The following is a 16,029-nucleotide window of genomic DNA, read 5'->3' on the forward strand; positions in this document are numbered from 1 at the left end:
GCGTTCTGTCATCTCTCGACATAAATGGAGTTTTTAATGAAAAAGGTTATTTTTGCACTGTCTGCTCTCGCTGTTGTTTCCACTTCTGCTTTCGCGGCTGAGTCTGGTGACGGCACCATCAAATTCACTGGCGAAATCGTTGACGCGCCATGCGTAGTTTCTACTGACACTCAGAACCAGGAAGTTGTGTTGGGTCAGGTTAAGAAATCAGTCTTCAAAGCGGTTGGCGACAAGTCTGTTTCCAAACCTTTCCAGATCAAACTGGAAGATTGCGATATTTCCAGCAAAACCAAAGTTAACGTGAGCTTCAATGGCGTAGCGGATGCAGACGACGCGAAACTGGTTTCTGTAAGCACTGAAGCAGGCGCAGCATCTGGCGTGGGCATTGGTATCTACGACAACGCAAACCAGCTGGTTGATATGAACAGCGGTAAATCCACCACCACGCTGTCTGCTGGCCAGACCGTGCTGTACTACACCGCTAACTACGTTGCGACCAAAGCTACTGTAACTACCGGTTACGGCAACGCAGAAGTTGACTTCAACCTGTCCTACGAATAATCGAATTTTCGTTAATACAGACAATCACAATGGCAACGGAAACCCCGTTGCCATTTTTTCCAGCGGAGACTCAGGGAGAGAATCATGAACCGCTCACGTTTGATATCTTGCGCAGCACTGGCGCTGGCGCTGATTGCTCAAAACAGTTTTGCAGGCGGCGTGGCATTAAGCAGCACGCGCGTTATTTATGACGGCAGCAGAAAGGAAGCTTCTCTGACGGTCAATAATAAAAGTACCACGGATGAATTCCTTATCCAGTCATGGATTGATGATGCTAGCGGTAATAAAAAGACGCCATTTATCATCACCCCGCCATTATTTAAATTAAGCCCGACGAAAAATAACGTCTTACGTATTGTGAATACGTCTAATACGTTACCGCAGGATCGTGAATCTGTTTACTGGGTTAACGTGAAGGCGATTCCTGCCAAAAGTGAAAACGCAGAGAATAAAAACGTGCTGCAAATTGCCGTGCGTACCCGCTTAAAACTGTTCTATCGCCCGGCGGGCCTGAAAGGCAACAGCATGGACGGCTGGAGCAAACTGAAGTTTACAAGTGCAGGGGCTAACCAGATCAAAGTGGAAAACCCATCCGCCTTTAACCTGACGTTTAATAAATTTTATGCCAACGGCCGCGAAATTGAGAAAGCGGGAATGGTTCCGGCGAAAGGCTCATTAAATATTGAACTGCCAGCCAACTCCGGCAAGGTAAGCGAAGTTAAATACAACATTATTAATGACTTCGGTACGGCTGGCGACATGCTTACACAGCGCGTTAATTAACACGTTTTAAAGGTTTATTACTATGCCATGGACGCATCTTCCTCTGGTCAATAAGACCCCGCGTTTCCCGCTCTCTGCGCTTGCGCTGATGATCGCGGGTACGCTCCCCGCCTATGCGGGAACATTTAACCCGCGCTTTCTGGAGGATGTGCCGGGTATTGATCAGCACGTTGACCTTTCAATGTATGAATCCAATAAAGCCGAACAGCTGCCGGGTAAATACCGCGTCTCGGTAATAGTCAACGATAAAAAAATGGAGTCGCGCACCCTGGAGTTTAAGGCCGCGACAGAGGCGCAGCGCGCAAAAATGGGTGAGTCCCTGGTGCCGTGCTTAAGCCGCGTGCAGCTTGAGAATATGGGCGTGCGCATTGATAGCTTCCCGGCGTTGAAAATGGCGCCGCCGGAAGCCTGCGTCGCTTTTGATGACATTATTCCTCAGGCCGCCAGCCATTTCGATTTTGCGGATCAGACGTTAATCATGAGCTTCCCGCAGGCCGCGATGAAGCAGACCGCGCGCGGTACGGTGCCGGAATCACAGTGGGACGAGGGGGTGAATGCCCTGCTGGTGGATTATAACTTCACCGGCAGCAACGCCAGCTATGACGCGCATGACAGCGATTCCAGCTATAACAGCGACAGTTACTATCTGAACCTGCGCAGCGGCGTGAACCTGGGGGCGTGGCGGTTACGTAACTACAGCACCTGGACGCGAAACGATGGCAATAACCGATGGGATAACATCGGCACCTCGTTAAGCCGTGCCATTGTGCCGTTGAAATCACAGCTGACGTTAGGGGATACCTCCACAGCCGGTGATATTTTTGACAGCGTTCAGATGCGCGGTGCGCAGCTAACCTCTGATGAAGAAATGCTGCCTGACAGTCAGCGCGGGTTTGCGCCCGTTATCCGCGGTATTGCCAAAAGCAACGCCGAAGTTACCGTTGAGCAGAACAACTACGTGATTTACCGTACGTTTGTTCAGCCAGGCGCGTTTGAAATTAATGATCTGTACCCAACCTCGAACAGCGGCGACCTGACGGTCACCATTAAAGAGGCGGACGGCAGCGAGCAGAAGTTTGTTCAGCCGTTCTCCGCGGTGGCGATCCTTCAGCGTGAAGGCCATCTCAAGTACAGCCTCTCTGCCGGGGAATACCGCGCCGGGAACTACAGCAGCGCCGAGCCGAAGTTCGGGCAGCTGGACGCCATGTACGGTCTGCCGTACGGCTTTACCGTTTACGGTGGTTCGATCTTCTCGGAAAACTATTACTCACTGGCGGGGGGATTAGGTAAAAACTTCGGCTATATCGGTGCGGTCTCCATCGACGTAACCCAGGCGAAAAGCAACCTGGCCAATGACGATAGTTCGGAAGGTCAGTCTTATCGCTTCCTCTACTCCAAGAGCTTTAACAGCGGCACCGATTTCCGTCTGCTGGGTTACAAGTATTCGACCAGCGGCTATTACACCTTCCAGGAAGCGACGGATGTCCGTAGCGATGCGGACAGCTCGTATAGCCAGTACCACAAGCGTAGCCAGATCCAGGGCAACGTGACGCAACAGCTGGGCACCTGGGGCTCGGTCTATTTCAACGTCACGCAGCAGGACTACTGGAACGATGAAGGTAAGCAGCGTTCGCTAAATGCCGGTTATAACGGCCGTATTGGTCGCGTGAACTACAGCATTGCCTACACCTGGACGAAAAGCCCGGAGTGGGATGAGAGCGATCGTCTGCTGTCCTTCTCCATGTCGATTCCGCTGGGACGTGCATGGAGTAACTACCATCTCACCACCGATCAGCATGGCCGCACAAACCAGCAGCTGGGCGTCAGCGGTGCCGTGCTGGAAGACCGCAACCTGAACTATAGCGTGCAGGAAGGCTACGGCAGCAACGGCGAGGGTAACAGCGGCAGCGTGAACCTGGATTACCAGGGCGGCGTAGGAAGTGCCAGCCTGGGCTACAACTACAACCGTGATGGTCAGCAGGTGAACTACGGCCTGCGCGGCGGCGTGATTGCCCACAGTGAAGGCGTTACGCTTTCCCAGCCGCTGGGCGAGTCGATGGCCATTATCTCTGCACCGGGCGCACGCGGTGCGCACGTTATTAACAACGGCGGTGTGGAAGTGGACTGGATGGGGAACGCGGTGGTGCCGTACCTCACGCCTTACCGTGAAACGGAAGTCTCACTGCGAAGCGACAGCCTGAACAGCCAGGTTGACCTGGACACCGCCTCCGTCAACGTCGTGCCGACGCGCGGCGCGATTGTCCGGGCGCGTTTCGACACCCGCGTGGGCTATCGCGTGCTGATGAACCTGACGCAGGCGAATGGCAAAGCGGTGCCGTTTGGTGCGACCGCCACGCTGTTGGATACCAAAAAAGAGTCCAGCAGTATCGTGGGTGAAGACGGCCAGCTTTATATCAGCGGGATGCCGGAGAAAGGTGCGCTCCAGGTGAACTGGGGTAAAGACCAGGCACAGCAATGCCGCGTGGCGTTTACGCTACCGGAACAACAGGATAATACCGGCGTGGTGATGGCGAATGCCGTCTGCCGGTAACAGGGAAGGACACAAGTATGATGAAAAAAATGATGATGTTTGCTGGCCTGCTGGGCGGGTCAGTGCTGTTTTCCGGCCAGGCGCTGGCGGCGGCAGACTGGGGGCCGTGTGTACCGGAAGGGGGGACACATGTATTTTCCGCTACGTTGGAAAAGACCATTACCGATACGTCTAAAAATGCCTCCGGCGTTGTTTTTCCTGATTTTTGGTCGTGGGATATAGGGGCGGGGGGATATAGCGCTGTTTGTGAATGTCCAGCTGGGGAGAGTACTGCACCGACATACTATAAGAGCACTTCCCCGCTCCCTCTTGGTCACAAAGAGGGTGATCGTGAATATTTTATTATCAACGACAATATCCAGATTTCAGCAGATGTATGGATCGAGGGTGGAAGAAATGATTATTTTACAGTGCCATTCGATGAGAAAGATAATGCTCTCCCTGGCCGAGGAGCATGCGATGTGGATGGCAAGCCTGTACTGTTCTCAACAGGAGCGAAAGGAAAATTATCCCTCTATATTCATCGCCCATTCGTAGGTGAACTGATAATACCGAGCACCAGGATTATGGATTTGTATGGCACCCGTAAATCCATGGTATACGGTACGACACCAATGGCTTCCGTGTACTTTAGTGGACACATTGTCGTCCCGCAGGGCTGCGAACTCTCCAGCGGCAGCACGCTGGAAATCCCCTTTGGTGAATTTAAGGCCAGTGATTTTAAAGATCGCAAAGGCCAAATTGCCAAGAACGCGACGATATTTACCAAGGAACTGCAGTTTAAATGCACCAATATCTCTGATGGCGTAAAGATCTTCCTTCATATTGAGGGCATGCCAAACGCCAATGATTCGAATGCTATCGACATGGGTAATCCGGATATCGGTGCCGTCATTAAAGGCGAAAACGGTAATATTTTGGTGCCTAATGATATCAACGCGAATCAGGAGCTGAGCGTAACGACTCTTGTTGACGAGACGCACCGCACTGCCTCGGCGAAAATTTCGGCTTACCCCATCAGCACCACCGGCAAATTACCGGCCGCCGGGGAGTTCGAAGGGATCGCCACCATGCGTATTGATGTGGAGTAAGCCGGATGAAAACAATGAATACGTTTTTGCCAGCGTGTTTGCTGCTCACCGCCTCAGCGATGGCGGCGCCGGTAAATATCGGTTCCGCAGGGGATATCCACTTTACCATCACCATTAAGGCGGCCACCTGCGAGCTGGAAAACGACAGTATTGACGTCGATATGGATACCGTGGTGCTCCAGCGCCCGGTAAAAGTGGGTAAAGAGCTTAACCAGAAAAGCTTTAGCATCGGCTTGAAAGACTGCGCGTATGCCACTAAGGCCTACGTCACGATGGACGGTACGCCAGATGCGACAAACGCTTCACTCTTTGCCCTGGACAGCGGCGGCGCGACGGGCGTGGCGTTAAAAATTAAAACGTCGGGCGGGGTGCAGCAGCTCCCCTCCAGTACCGATTCTACGCCCGTGGAGCATACCATCTGGTTTGATGGTACGAACAAGCTGAACTATATCGCCAGCTACGTGCCTGTTAAACCGGATGCCACCGTGGGCGCGGCAAATGCGACGGTGAATTTTAGCGTCATATACGAGTAATCACCGAGGGCCAGTTCGCTGGCCCTTTGCTCATTTTACGCGGTTGCATCAGTGCACTACTTCTCCAGACGCGACTTTTTTGTAAAAATCTTCCTCGATCACACTCTCTGCTGCCACTTTTCTCTCCCGCTGTGGTCTACTTACCGCGCTTGTAGACGTTTCTCATAACGCTTCCTGACGCATTTACTTACTCTGTCCGCTTTCTGTTTGAGATTCGGCGGGTCTTTATACCCCTTCCCCCAGGGTTGTTTGCATGAAATATATTAGGTCTCTTACCCAGCAACGTTTGTGTCTGATGCTGGCTGTCTATATCGGTTTGTTTCTGAATGGCGCGGTGCTGTTCAGAAGAGTGGAAGGTTATTTTGAGCACCTCAGCGTAAGAAATGGAATTTTTGCCGCGATTGAAGTGTTCGGCTCCATCCTCGCCACATTCTTCCTGTTACGCCTGCTCTCACTTTTTGGCCGACGTACATGGCAAATTCTGGCCTCGCTGGTGGTGATTATCTCTGCCGCCGCAAGCTATTACATGACATTCATGAACGTGGTCATTGGCTACGGTATTGTCGCCTCGGTGATGACCACGGACATCGACCTCTCGAAAGAGGTGGTGGGTCAAGGGTTCATCATATGGACGATTTTGACCTGCCTGATCCCGCTCTTCTTTATCTGGAGTAATACCTGCCGTTATACCCTGTTACGCCAGCTGCGTACCCGGGGACAGCGCATCCGCAACGTCGCCGTCGTTCTGCTGGCGGGCCTGCTGGTGTGGGCGCCGATTCGCCTGATGGAAAAACAGCAAAAACGGATCGAAAAAGCGACGGGCGTGGATATGCCGAGCTATGGCGGCGTGGTGGCTAACTCGTATCTGCCGTCCAACTGGCTGTCCGCGTTAGGTCTTTACGCCTGGGCGCAGGCGGACGAATCCAGCGATGTGAAATCACTGATTAACCCGACCAAAAAGTTCACCTACCAGGCGCCGGCTGACGGGCTGGATGACACTTATGTAGTCTTTGTCATCGGTGAAACGACGCGCTGGGATCATATGGGTATCCTCGGTTATGACCGCGATACCACGCCGAAACTGGCGCAGGAGAAGAATCTGGTGGCTTACCGCGGCTATTCCTGCGATACCGCCACGAAGCTCTCGTTGCGCTGTATGTTTGTGCGTGAAGGCGGGGCGAGCGATAACCCGCAACGTACGCTGAAAGAACAAAACGTCTTTGCCGTGCTGAAGCAGCTTGGATTTAGCTCCGATCTGTTCGCCATGCAAAGTGAGATGTGGTTCTACACCAACACGCTGGCAGATAACATCGCGTATCGTGAGCAGATTGGTGCCGAGCCTCGCAACCGCGGGAAAAACGTTGACGACATGCTGCTGCTTGAGGAGATGTCCCAGTCTCTGAAGAATCACCCGCAGGGCAAACATCTCGTCATTCTGCATACCAAAGGGTCGCATTACAGTTATTACCAGCGTTACACGCGCGATTTCGCGAAATGGCAGCCTGAGTGCGTAGGCATTAATAAAGACTGCAGCAAGCAGGAGCTGATCAACGCCTACGATAACTCCGTTCTGTATGTGGATACGTTCCTGAGCCGCGTGATTGACCAGCTGCGTGATAAAAAAGCGATTGTTATCTACGCCGCAGACCACGGTGAGTCCATTAATGAGAAAGAGCACCTGCACGGTACGCCGCGCAAGCTGGCACCGCCGGAGCAGTTCCGCGTGCCGATGATCATGTGGATGTCCGATAAGTACCTGGAGAACCCAGACAAAGCCAAAATGTTTGCCCATCTGAAACAGCAGGCAGAAATCAAGGTACCGCGCCGTCACGTTGAGCTGTACGACACCATTATGGGTTGCCTCGGCTATACCTCACCGAACGGTGGGATTAACGAAAACAACAACTGGTGTAAACTCCCTGATAACACCGCAAAAGCCGCGCAGTAGCTGCTCTGGCGAGAATATCGCCAGTTGAATGGCTTTTTGAAAATAAGGGATTGACGGGGGCGCACCTCAGCAGTAAGATGCGCTCCGCATTCGGCGAGTAGCGCAGCTTGGTAGCGCAACTGGTTTGGGACCAGTGGGTCGGAGGTTCGAATCCTCTCTCGCCGACCACATTCTGAAAAGGGCTAACCGCAAGGTTAGCCCTTTTTGCATTAACGGCTTACTCATCCTGATTCAGTAAAATGCCCCTTATCCCCGCTTCTTCCTGCCTGTTAACGATTTTGTGACATAATCCATTGTATTTTTTTATATATAGATTGATCTTTTTTCGCGTTGCTTATGGATAACCTCAGAATTTTTCGCTGTGCGTTTTAACGTTCGCGGTATTTAGTGCTCAGATAATCACCATTCTGCAAGAAAATTTACCCATTCTGAATAAAAGTTAATCACTGATTGTTGCGAAATATGAAGATATTTGTGCTGCAAGTTGGCGAGTAGCATAAATTTCCCTGCTGAAAACTGGCGTTCAGGGTTTTTTTAATCTTTGTTTGCGGTTTCTCACACTCGGCGCAAATCCCCGTCACCTGTATTGACGTTTTCACATTCTGTTGACAGATTGTAGGGCATGAGGGGCATTTCAGGGACGATCTGCGCTGCAACTCAAACGCTCTTCTGAAAGGATTCTCCATCCCTTTAACGCCTTCGGGCACCTCCGACCGGACCGGGTAAAAAATAAATAAAGGTCTGGCGGCGTAACACAACAAAGCAAAACATCACATTGGAGCAGAATAATGAGTATTTCCTTGAAGAAGTCAGGGATGCTGAAGCTTGGTCTGAGCCTGGTGGCTATGACCGTGGCAGCAAGCGTACAGGCAAAAACCCTGGTTTACTGTTCTGAAGGCTCGCCGGAAGGCTTTAACCCACAGCTCTTTACCTCTGGTACGACTTACGACGCAAGCTCTGTACCGATCTATAACCGTCTGGTTGAATTCAAAACCGGCACCACGGAAGTGATTCCGGGTCTGGCCGAGAAGTGGGACATCAGCGAAGACGGCAAAACCTATACCTTCCACCTGCGCCAGGGCGTGAAGTGGCAGGACAGCAAAGAATTCAAACCAACGCGCGACTTTAACGCCGACGACGTTGTGTTCTCCTTCGACCGTCAGAAAAACGCCCAGAACCCGTACCACAAAGTGTCTGGCGGCAGCTACGAATACTTCGAAGGGATGGGTCTGCCGGACCTGATCGCCGAAGTGAAAAAAGTAGACGATAAAACCGTTCAGTTCGTGCTGACCCGTCCGGAAGCGCCATTCCTGGCTGACCTGGCCATGGACTTCGCCTCTATTCTCTCTAAAGAGTATGCGGACAACATGCTGAAAGCCGGCACGCCGGAAAAAGTGGACCTGAACCCAATCGGTACCGGCCCGTTCCAGCTGCTGCAGTACCAGAAAGACTCCCGTATTCTGTATAAAGCCTTCCCGGGCTACTGGGGCACCAAGCCGCAGATCGACCGTCTGGTCTTCTCCATCACGCCTGACGCATCCGTACGTTACGCTAAACTGCAGAAAAATGAATGCCAGGTGATGCCGTACCCGAACCCGGCAGACATCGCGCGCATGAAGCAGGACAAGAACATCAACCTGATGGAGCAGGCGGGCCTGAACGTAGGCTATCTCTCCTTCAACACCGAGAAGAAACCGTTTGATGACGTGAAAGTACGTCAGGCGCTGACCTACGCGGTGAACAAAGAAGCGATCATCAAGGCCGTTTACCAGGGCGCGGGCGTTGCTGCCAAGAACCTGATCCCACCAACCATGTGGGGCTATAACGACGACGTTAAGGACTACAGTTACGATCCTGAGAAAGCGAAAGCGCTGCTGAAAGAAGCGGGCCAGGATAAAGGCTTTACCGTCGAGCTGTGGGCGATGCCGGTACAGCGTCCGTATAACCCGAACGCACGCCGTATGGCGGAAATGGTCCAGGCTGACTGGGCGAAAATTGGCGTTCAGGCCAAGATCGTGACCTACGAGTGGGGCGAGTATCTGAAGCGCGCCAAAGCGGGCGAGCACCAGGCGGTAATGATGGGCTGGACCGGTGACAACGGGGATCCGGACAACTTCTTCGCCACCCTGTTCAGCTGTGCGGCAGCGAAAGACGGCTCTAACTACTCTCGCTGGTGCTACAAGCCGTTTGAAGACCTGATCCAGCCGGCGCGTGCGACTGACGATCACAACAAACGTATTGAACTCTACAAGCAGGCTCAGGTTGTTATGCACGATCAGGCTCCGGCACTGATTGTTGCTCACTCCACCGTGTATGAGCCAGTGCGTAAAGAAGTGAAGGGCTACGTGGTTGATCCACTGGGCAAACACCACTTCGAAAACGTATCGGTTGAATAATTAAAAGCAACGCCAGGCGGCGCTGCGCTTGCACTGGCCTACGGTATGTAGGCCGGGTAAGCGTAGCGCCACCCGGCAGCAGTGCTTTATTGCCTCTCTGAAAGGGGAGGGAATAAGATTTGTGAGCAATACAGACGTCACGCCACTGGCCGTGCGTCATCAGAGAGAATCCGGGTTATGTTGCAGTTCATCCTCCGACGTCTGGGACTTGTTATCCCGACGTTTATCGGTATCACCCTTCTCACTTTTGCCTTCGTCCATATGATCCCCGGCGACCCGGTAATGATTATGGCGGGCGAGCGTGGTATCTCCCCTGAACGTCATGCGCAGCTGCTGGCTGAACTCGGCCTCGATAAGCCGATGTGGCAGCAGTACCTCCACTATATCTGGGGCGTGATGCACGGTGACTTAGGGATTTCGTTAAAAAGCCGTCTTCCGGTGTGGGACGAGTTCGTGCCGCGTTTTAAAGCGACGCTGGAGCTTGGCATCTGCGCCATGATTTTCGCCACTGCGGTGGGTATTCCTGTTGGGGTACTGGCTGCCGTTAAGCGTGGCTCTATTTTCGACCATACCGCCGTGGGTCTGGCGCTGACCGGTTACTCCATGCCTATCTTCTGGTGGGGCATGATGCTGATCATGCTGGTCTCGGTGCAATTGAACCTGACGCCGGTCTCCGGACGCGTCAGCGATATGGTCTTCCTTGATGATACCAATCCGTTAACCGGCTTTATGCTGATCGACACGGCCATCTGGGGCGAGGAGGGCAACTTCATTGATGCCGTTGCGCACATGATCCTGCCTGCCATGGTGCTGGGCACCATTCCTCTGGCGGTGATCGTGCGTATGACCCGTTCCTCCATGCTGGAAGTGCTGGGTGAAGATTACATCCGTACCGCGCGCGCCAAAGGTTTAACCCGCATGCGCGTCATCATCGTCCACGCGCTGCGTAACGCCATGCTGCCGGTGGTGACCGTTATCGGCCTCCAGGTGGGTACGCTGCTGGCGGGGGCGATCCTGACGGAAACCATCTTCTCCTGGCCGGGCCTCGGACGCTGGCTGATTGATGCACTGCAACGCCGTGACTATCCGGTGGTGCAGGGTGGGGTGCTGCTGGTCGCGACGATGATTATCCTCGTCAACCTGCTGGTCGATTTGCTGTACGGCGTGGTGAACCCGCGTATTCGTCATAAGAAGTAAGGGGCCATCATGTCACAGGTTTCTGAAAACAAAGCTGTTGCTGCACCGGTTCCAATGACGCCGCTGCAGGAGTTCTGGCACTACTTCAAGCGCAATAAAGGCGCGGTAGTCGGGCTGGTGTATGTCGCTATCATGATTCTGATTGCGGTGTTTGCGAACTTTCTGGCGCCATATAACCCGGCGGATCAGTTCCGCGATGCGCTGCTGGCACCTCCTGCATGGCAGGATGGCGGTAGCCTGGCGCACCTGCTGGGTACCGATGACGTGGGCCGCGATGTGCTGTCGCGTCTGATGTACGGCGCGCGTTTGTCGCTGCTGGTTGGCTGTCTGGTGGTGGTGCTCTCCCTGATTATGGGGATCATCCTCGGCCTGGTTGCCGGTTACTTCGGCGGCATCGTTGATAACATCATTATGCGTATCGTCGACATCATGCTGGCACTGCCAAGCCTGCTGCTGGCTCTGGTGCTGGTGGCGATCTTCGGCCCGTCGATCGGTAACGCCGCCCTGGCGCTGACCTTCGTGGCGCTTCCTCACTACGTGCGATTAACACGCGCGGCGGTGCTGGTGGAAGTGAACCGCGACTACGTCACCGCCTCTCGCGTGGCGGGTGCCGGTGCGATGCGCCAGATGTTCGTTAATATCTTCCCTAACTGCCTTGCGCCGCTGATCGTTCAGGCGTCGCTCGGTTTCTCTAACGCCATTCTTGATATGGCCGCTCTTGGCTTCCTGGGCATGGGTGCGCAGCCGCCAACACCGGAGTGGGGCACCATGCTCTCCGACGTGTTGCAGTTCGCACAAAGCGCCTGGTGGGTTGTCACCTTCCCGGGTCTGGCAATCCTGCTGACGGTGCTGGCATTTAACCTGATGGGTGATGGCCTGCGTGATGCGCTTGATCCCAAACTGAAGCAGTAAGAGGCACGAGATGGCGTTATTAAATGTAGATAAATTATCGGTGCACTTCGGCGACGAAGGCACCCCGTTTCGCGCCGTGGACCGCATCAGCTACAGCGTCAATCAGGGCGAAGTGGTTGGTATCGTCGGGGAGTCCGGTTCCGGTAAGTCGGTGAGTTCACTGGCAATCATGGGGCTGATTGATTACCCGGGCCGCGTGATGGCGGAAAACCTGCAGTTCAACGGTCAGGACCTGAAGCGCATTTCTGAGAAACAGCGCCGCCAGCTGGTGGGCGCCGAAGTGGCGATGATCTTCCAGGATCCGATGACCAGCCTGAACCCGTGCTACACGGTCGGCTTCCAGATTATGGAAGCGATTAAGGTGCACCAGGGTGGTAACAAGAAAACCCGTCGCCAGCGCGCGATCGACCTGCTGAACCAGGTGGGTATTCCTGACCCGGCATCGCGGCTGGACGTATACCCGCACCAGCTTTCCGGTGGGATGAGCCAGCGCGTGATGATCGCCATGGCGATTGCCTGTCGACCAAAGCTGCTGATTGCGGATGAACCGACAACGGCGCTGGATGTGACCATCCAGGCGCAAATCATCGAGCTGCTGCTGGAGTTGCAGCAGAAAGAGAACATGGCGCTGGTGCTGATTACGCACGATCTGGCGCTGGTGGCCGAAGCGGCACACAAGATCATCGTGATGTACGCCGGCCAGGTGGTTGAGACCGGAAATTCGCACGATATCTTCCGCGCGCCGCGTCATCCGTATACGCAGGCACTGCTGCGCGCGCTGCCGGAGTTTGCTCAGGACAAAGCGCGTCTGGCGTCGCTGCCGGGCGTGGTTCCGGGCAAATACGACCGTCCGCAGGGCTGTCTGCTTAATCCGCGCTGCCCGTATGCCACGGACAAATGTCGCGTAGAGGAGCCAGAGCTGAATCTGCTGGCCGACGGTCGACAGTCAAAATGCCACTACCCACTCGATGATGCCGGGAGGCCAACACTATGAGTACGCAACAGGCCACCACGCAACAACCGCTGTTGCAGGCCATCGACCTGAAAAAACACTACCCGGTGAAAAAGGGGATTTTTGCCCCTGAGCGCCTGGTGAAAGCGCTGGACGGCGTGTCATTTACCCTTGAACGCGGTAAAACGCTGGCGGTGGTGGGGGAGTCAGGCTGCGGGAAATCGACGCTGGGCCGTCTGCTGACGATGATTGAAGTCCCGACCGGCGGTGAGCTTTATTATCAGGGCCAGGATCTGCTCAAGCACGATCCGCAGGCGCAGAAACTGCGCCGCCAGAAAATCCAGATTGTGTTCCAGAACCCGTACGGTTCTTTGAACCCGCGTAAAAAAGTGGGACAGATCCTGGAAGAGCCCCTGCTGATTAACAGCAATCTGAGCAAAGAGCAGCGCCGTGAAAAAGCGCTGGCAATGATGGCGAAGGTCGGCCTCAAAACCGAGCATTACGATCGCTACCCGCATATGTTCTCCGGCGGCCAGCGTCAGCGTATCGCCATCGCCCGCGGGCTGATGCTTGACCCGGACGTGGTGATTGCCGACGAGCCGGTGTCGGCGCTCGACGTGTCCGTGCGCGCGCAGGTGCTGAACCTGATGATGGATCTCCAGCAGGATCTGGGGCTGTCTTATGTGTTCATCTCTCACGACCTGTCGGTGGTGGAGCATATTGCCGATGAAGTGATGGTGATGTATCTGGGGCGCTGCGTGGAGAAGGGGACCAAAGAGCAGATCTTTAGTAATCCTCGTCATCCATACACCCAGGCGCTGCTGTCTGCGACGCCGCGTCTGAACCCGGACGATCGTCGCGAGCGCATTAAGCTGACGGGTGAACTGCCAAGTCCGCTGAATCCGCCGCCGGGGTGTGCCTTCAACGCGCGCTGCAGCCGCCGCTTTGGCCCGTGCACCCAGCTTCAGCCGCAGCTGAAGGATTATGGCGGTCAGCTGGTCGCCTGCTTTGCGGTCGATCAGGATGAAAATGGCGAGAAGCCGCACGCATAACGAAAAAAAACCGGCGCTAAGCCGGTTTTTTTTATGTATGCCTGACTATTTTCGCAGGCGAATCTGGTCGACGGCGTGCTTTTCGCTCTTGGTGAGGATCAGGCTCGCACGCTCGCGCGTCGGGAGGATGTTCTCTTTGAGGTTCACGTAGTTGATCTCATTCCACAGCCCCCTGGCCACATTAATGGCCTCTTCTTCAGAAAGCTGGGCGTAGTGGTGGAAATAGGAGTCCGGGTCGGTGAATGCCCCTTCGCGGAACTTCAGGAAGCGGTTGATATACCAGTTCTGCAGCAGATCTTCCGGCGCATCAACATAGATAGAGAAATCGACGAAATCCGAAACGAATACATGATGCGGGTCATGAGGATAGTCCATGCCGCTTTGCAGCACGTTCAAACCTTCAAGGATCAGGATATCCGGCTGGACTACCGTTTTATCCCCATCCGGGATGCGGTCGTAAATCAGGTGTGAATAGACCGGAGCCGTGACGTGCGGCACGCCAGATTTCAGGTCAGAGACAAATTTTACCAGACGGTGCATATCATAAGAGAGCGGGAAGCCCTTCTTCTTCATCAGCCCGCGTTCTTTTAAGACCTCGTTCGGGTGCAGGAAGCCGTCGGTGGTGATCAACTCAACGCTGCGGTGTTCCGGCCAGCGGCTCAGCAGCGCCTGCAGCACGCGTGCGGTAGTGCTTTTACCCACGGCCACGCTGCCCGCAATACTAATGATATAAGGAATGCGCTGACCATTGGTTCCGAGGAACTGCTCCAGCACCGCCTGACGGCGCAGGTTGGAGCTGATATAGAAGTTAAGCAAGCGAGAGAGGGGGAGATAAATTTCTGCCACCTCTTCCAGGGACAGATCTTCGTTTATCCCTTTTAACCGTGCGATTTCACCTTCCGTCAGCGTCATAGGGACGGAATCACGCAGGGCAGCCCACTGGCTGCGGTTAAAGTGAAGATAAGGCGTCATTAACGTTTGCTCTTTTTTGCTCATAAGCATGCTTCAGTGAGCCAGCGCTATGCTGCCGGGACGTGGCTCATCACACAGTTAATTTTGGACAATGGGCAGGAGGTTAACACCAGATGGCGGGAATAATAAGAAAAAAGATGGAAAGCGCTGCGTTACGCGGAAGCCGTCACGCTACGGTGTATGCGATGTAAATCATGCCTGTATGTTGATTATTTGACCCGGAATGGCTACTTTTACATCGCTTAGCGCTGCGTTCGCATAAAATGTGAGCGAAAGAACGTTTTATGCAAATTTTTAGTTGCATGACCGCGCAGGTATCCATAGAATGCGCGCTACTTGATGCCGACTTAGCTCAGTAGGTAGAGCAACTGACTTGTAATCAGTAGGTCACCAGTTCGATTCCGGTAGTCGGCACCATCAAGTCCGGTGGGGTTCCCGAGCGGCCAAAGGGAGCAGACTGTAAATCTGCCGTCACAGACTTCGAAGGTTCGAATCCTTCCCCCACCACCACTTTCTGGCAGCGTAAATGCCGCCGGAGCTGGTTGGAAAAATTAGCCAGCTCAAACTGAAAAAGAGAGAAATCTCTTTTTTTGTTACAGAAAGAACTGGGTAGCCGAGTTTCAGGATGCGGGCATCGTATAATGGCTATTACCTCAGCCTTCCAAGCTGATGATGCGGGTTCGATTCCCGCTGCCCGCTCCAATACGTGCTGATATGGCTCAGTTGGTAGAGCGCACCCTTGGTAAGGGTGAGGTCCCCAGTTCGACTCTGGGTATCAGCACCACTTCACTTCTCCTTCCCGTTTCTCTCTGTTTCAATTTTACTGTATTCAACAATTCAGGCATTTCGCCTGGTTGATGTGGTGATATCACCGATTTATCCGTGTCTTAGAGGGACAATCGATGTCTAAAGAAAAGTTTGAACGTACAAAACCGCACGTTAACGTCGGTACTATCGGCCACGTTGACCATGGTAAAACAACGCTGACCGCTGCAATCACTACCGTTCTGGCTAAAACCTACGGTGGTTCTGCTCGTGCATTCGACCAGATCGATAACGCACCAGAAGAAAAAGCTCGTGG

The 16,029-nt window shown here is 53.9% G+C and carries 13 protein-coding genes and 5 tRNA genes; 17 read left to right on the top strand and 1 reads right to left on the bottom strand.

Features of this window, described 5'->3' with window-relative positions:
* The first annotated feature begins 36 nt into the window (after positions 1-36).
* From lpfA to dppF, 12 genes are all read left to right on the top strand, one after another.
* Positions 37-561: a long polar fimbrial major subunit LpfA gene (gene lpfA / locus IM273_RS08180; RefSeq protein WP_226841185.1), complete on the top strand. Its 525-nt coding sequence runs from the start codon at positions 37-39 to the stop codon at positions 559-561.
* Positions 562-645: 84 nt separating this feature from the next.
* Positions 646-1,344, top strand: a complete 699-nt coding sequence (gene lpfB, locus IM273_RS08185) for a long polar fimbrial biogenesis chaperone LpfB (protein WP_045260012.1) — start codon at positions 646-648, stop codon at positions 1,342-1,344.
* A 22-nt stretch (positions 1,345-1,366) separates the two neighbouring features.
* Entirely contained in the window at positions 1,367-3,895 is a 2,529-nt protein-coding gene (gene lpfC, locus IM273_RS08190) for an outer membrane usher protein LpfC (protein WP_193051702.1), read from the top strand.
* A gap of 17 nt (positions 3,896-3,912) precedes the next feature.
* Positions 3,913-4,986, top strand: coding sequence for a long polar fimbrial protein LpfD (gene lpfD, locus IM273_RS08195; protein WP_126327120.1), 1,074 nt, complete (start codon positions 3,913-3,915; stop codon positions 4,984-4,986).
* 5 nt (positions 4,987-4,991) lie between these two features.
* Positions 4,992-5,519, top strand: a complete 528-nt coding sequence (gene lpfE / locus IM273_RS08200; protein ID WP_193051703.1) for a long polar fimbrial protein LpfE — start codon at positions 4,992-4,994, stop codon at positions 5,517-5,519.
* 253 nt (positions 5,520-5,772) lie between these two features.
* Positions 5,773-7,467: a kdo(2)-lipid A phosphoethanolamine 7''-transferase gene (gene eptB, locus IM273_RS08205; protein ID WP_193051704.1), complete on the top strand. Its 1,695-nt coding sequence runs from the start codon at positions 5,773-5,775 to the stop codon at positions 7,465-7,467.
* 91 nt (positions 7,468-7,558) lie between these two features.
* Positions 7,559-7,635: transfer RNA gene (locus IM273_RS08210), tRNA-Pro, on the top strand.
* A 620-nt stretch (positions 7,636-8,255) separates the two neighbouring features.
* Positions 8,256-9,863, top strand: coding sequence for a dipeptide ABC transporter periplasmic-binding protein DppA (gene dppA, locus IM273_RS08215; RefSeq protein ID WP_028015091.1), 1,608 nt, complete (start codon positions 8,256-8,258; stop codon positions 9,861-9,863).
* Between the two features lie 177 nt (positions 9,864-10,040).
* Positions 10,041-11,060, top strand: coding sequence for a dipeptide ABC transporter permease DppB (gene dppB, locus IM273_RS08220; protein WP_028015092.1), 1,020 nt, complete (start codon positions 10,041-10,043; stop codon positions 11,058-11,060).
* A gap of 9 nt (positions 11,061-11,069) precedes the next feature.
* Positions 11,070-11,972 (top strand): dipeptide ABC transporter permease DppC, encoded by a 903-nt coding sequence (gene dppC, locus IM273_RS08225; protein ID WP_028015093.1) that lies wholly within the window; start codon positions 11,070-11,072, stop codon positions 11,970-11,972.
* A 10-nt stretch (positions 11,973-11,982) separates the two neighbouring features.
* Positions 11,983-12,966, top strand: coding sequence for a dipeptide ABC transporter ATP-binding protein (gene dppD, locus IM273_RS08230; RefSeq protein ID WP_041911597.1), 984 nt, complete (start codon positions 11,983-11,985; stop codon positions 12,964-12,966).
* A complete protein-coding gene (dppF, locus tag IM273_RS08235) occupies positions 12,963-13,976 on the top strand; it encodes a dipeptide ABC transporter ATP-binding subunit DppF (RefSeq protein WP_028015094.1) in 1,014 nt (337 codons plus the stop codon). The genes dppD and dppF overlap by 4 nt, the downstream gene beginning before the upstream one ends.
* A gap of 45 nt (positions 13,977-14,021) precedes the next feature.
* Here dppF and coaA read toward each other — a convergent pair whose 3' ends face one another.
* Positions 14,022-14,972, bottom strand: coding sequence for a type I pantothenate kinase (gene coaA, locus IM273_RS08240; protein WP_032644951.1), 951 nt, complete (start codon positions 14,970-14,972; stop codon positions 14,022-14,024).
* A 317-nt stretch (positions 14,973-15,289) separates the two neighbouring features.
* Between coaA and IM273_RS08245 the strand changes: the two genes are divergently transcribed.
* From IM273_RS08245 to IM273_RS08265, 5 genes are all read left to right on the top strand, one after another.
* Positions 15,290-15,365: transfer RNA gene (locus IM273_RS08245), tRNA-Thr, on the top strand.
* A gap of 8 nt (positions 15,366-15,373) precedes the next feature.
* Positions 15,374-15,458, top strand: a tRNA-Tyr gene (locus IM273_RS08250).
* A gap of 117 nt (positions 15,459-15,575) precedes the next feature.
* Positions 15,576-15,650: transfer RNA gene (locus IM273_RS08255), tRNA-Gly, on the top strand.
* A 6-nt stretch (positions 15,651-15,656) separates the two neighbouring features.
* Positions 15,657-15,732 (top strand) — tRNA-Thr (locus IM273_RS08260).
* Positions 15,733-15,850: 118 nt separating this feature from the next.
* Positions 15,851-16,029 (top strand): GTP-binding protein (locus tag IM273_RS08265; protein WP_010287081.1); only part of this gene is annotated, 179 nt, incomplete at its 3' end.

The sequence above is a fragment of the Enterobacter cloacae complex sp. P13B genome, assembly GCF_014895915.1.
In the GTDB taxonomy this organism is placed as follows: domain Bacteria; phylum Pseudomonadota; class Gammaproteobacteria; order Enterobacterales; family Enterobacteriaceae; genus Enterobacter; species Enterobacter bugandensis.

Bases quoted from the DNA above. Each gene is read 5' to 3' on its own strand.
- dppD (WP_041911597.1), top strand. From the start codon at position 11,983: ATGGCGTTATTAAATGTAGATAAATTATCGGTGCACTTCGGCGACGAA.
- lpfD (WP_126327120.1), top strand. From the start codon at position 3,913: ATGATGAAAAAAATGATGATGTTTGCTGGCCTGCTGGGCGGGTCAGTG.
- dppB (WP_028015092.1), top strand. From the start codon at position 10,041: ATGTTGCAGTTCATCCTCCGACGTCTGGGACTTGTTATCCCGACGTTT.
- coaA (WP_032644951.1), bottom strand. From the start codon at position 14,972: ATGAGCAAAAAAGAGCAAACGTTAATGACGCCTTATCTTCACTTTAAC.
- lpfE (WP_193051703.1), top strand. From the start codon at position 4,992: ATGAAAACAATGAATACGTTTTTGCCAGCGTGTTTGCTGCTCACCGCC.
- dppA (WP_028015091.1), top strand. From the start codon at position 8,256: ATGAGTATTTCCTTGAAGAAGTCAGGGATGCTGAAGCTTGGTCTGAGC.
- lpfA (WP_226841185.1), top strand. From the start codon at position 37: ATGAAAAAGGTTATTTTTGCACTGTCTGCTCTCGCTGTTGTTTCCACT.
- lpfC (WP_193051702.1), top strand. From the start codon at position 1,367: ATGCCATGGACGCATCTTCCTCTGGTCAATAAGACCCCGCGTTTCCCG.
- dppC (WP_028015093.1), top strand. From the start codon at position 11,070: ATGTCACAGGTTTCTGAAAACAAAGCTGTTGCTGCACCGGTTCCAATG.
- dppF (WP_028015094.1), top strand. From the start codon at position 12,963: ATGAGTACGCAACAGGCCACCACGCAACAACCGCTGTTGCAGGCCATC.
- eptB (WP_193051704.1), top strand. From the start codon at position 5,773: ATGAAATATATTAGGTCTCTTACCCAGCAACGTTTGTGTCTGATGCTG.
- lpfB (WP_045260012.1), top strand. From the start codon at position 646: ATGAACCGCTCACGTTTGATATCTTGCGCAGCACTGGCGCTGGCGCTG.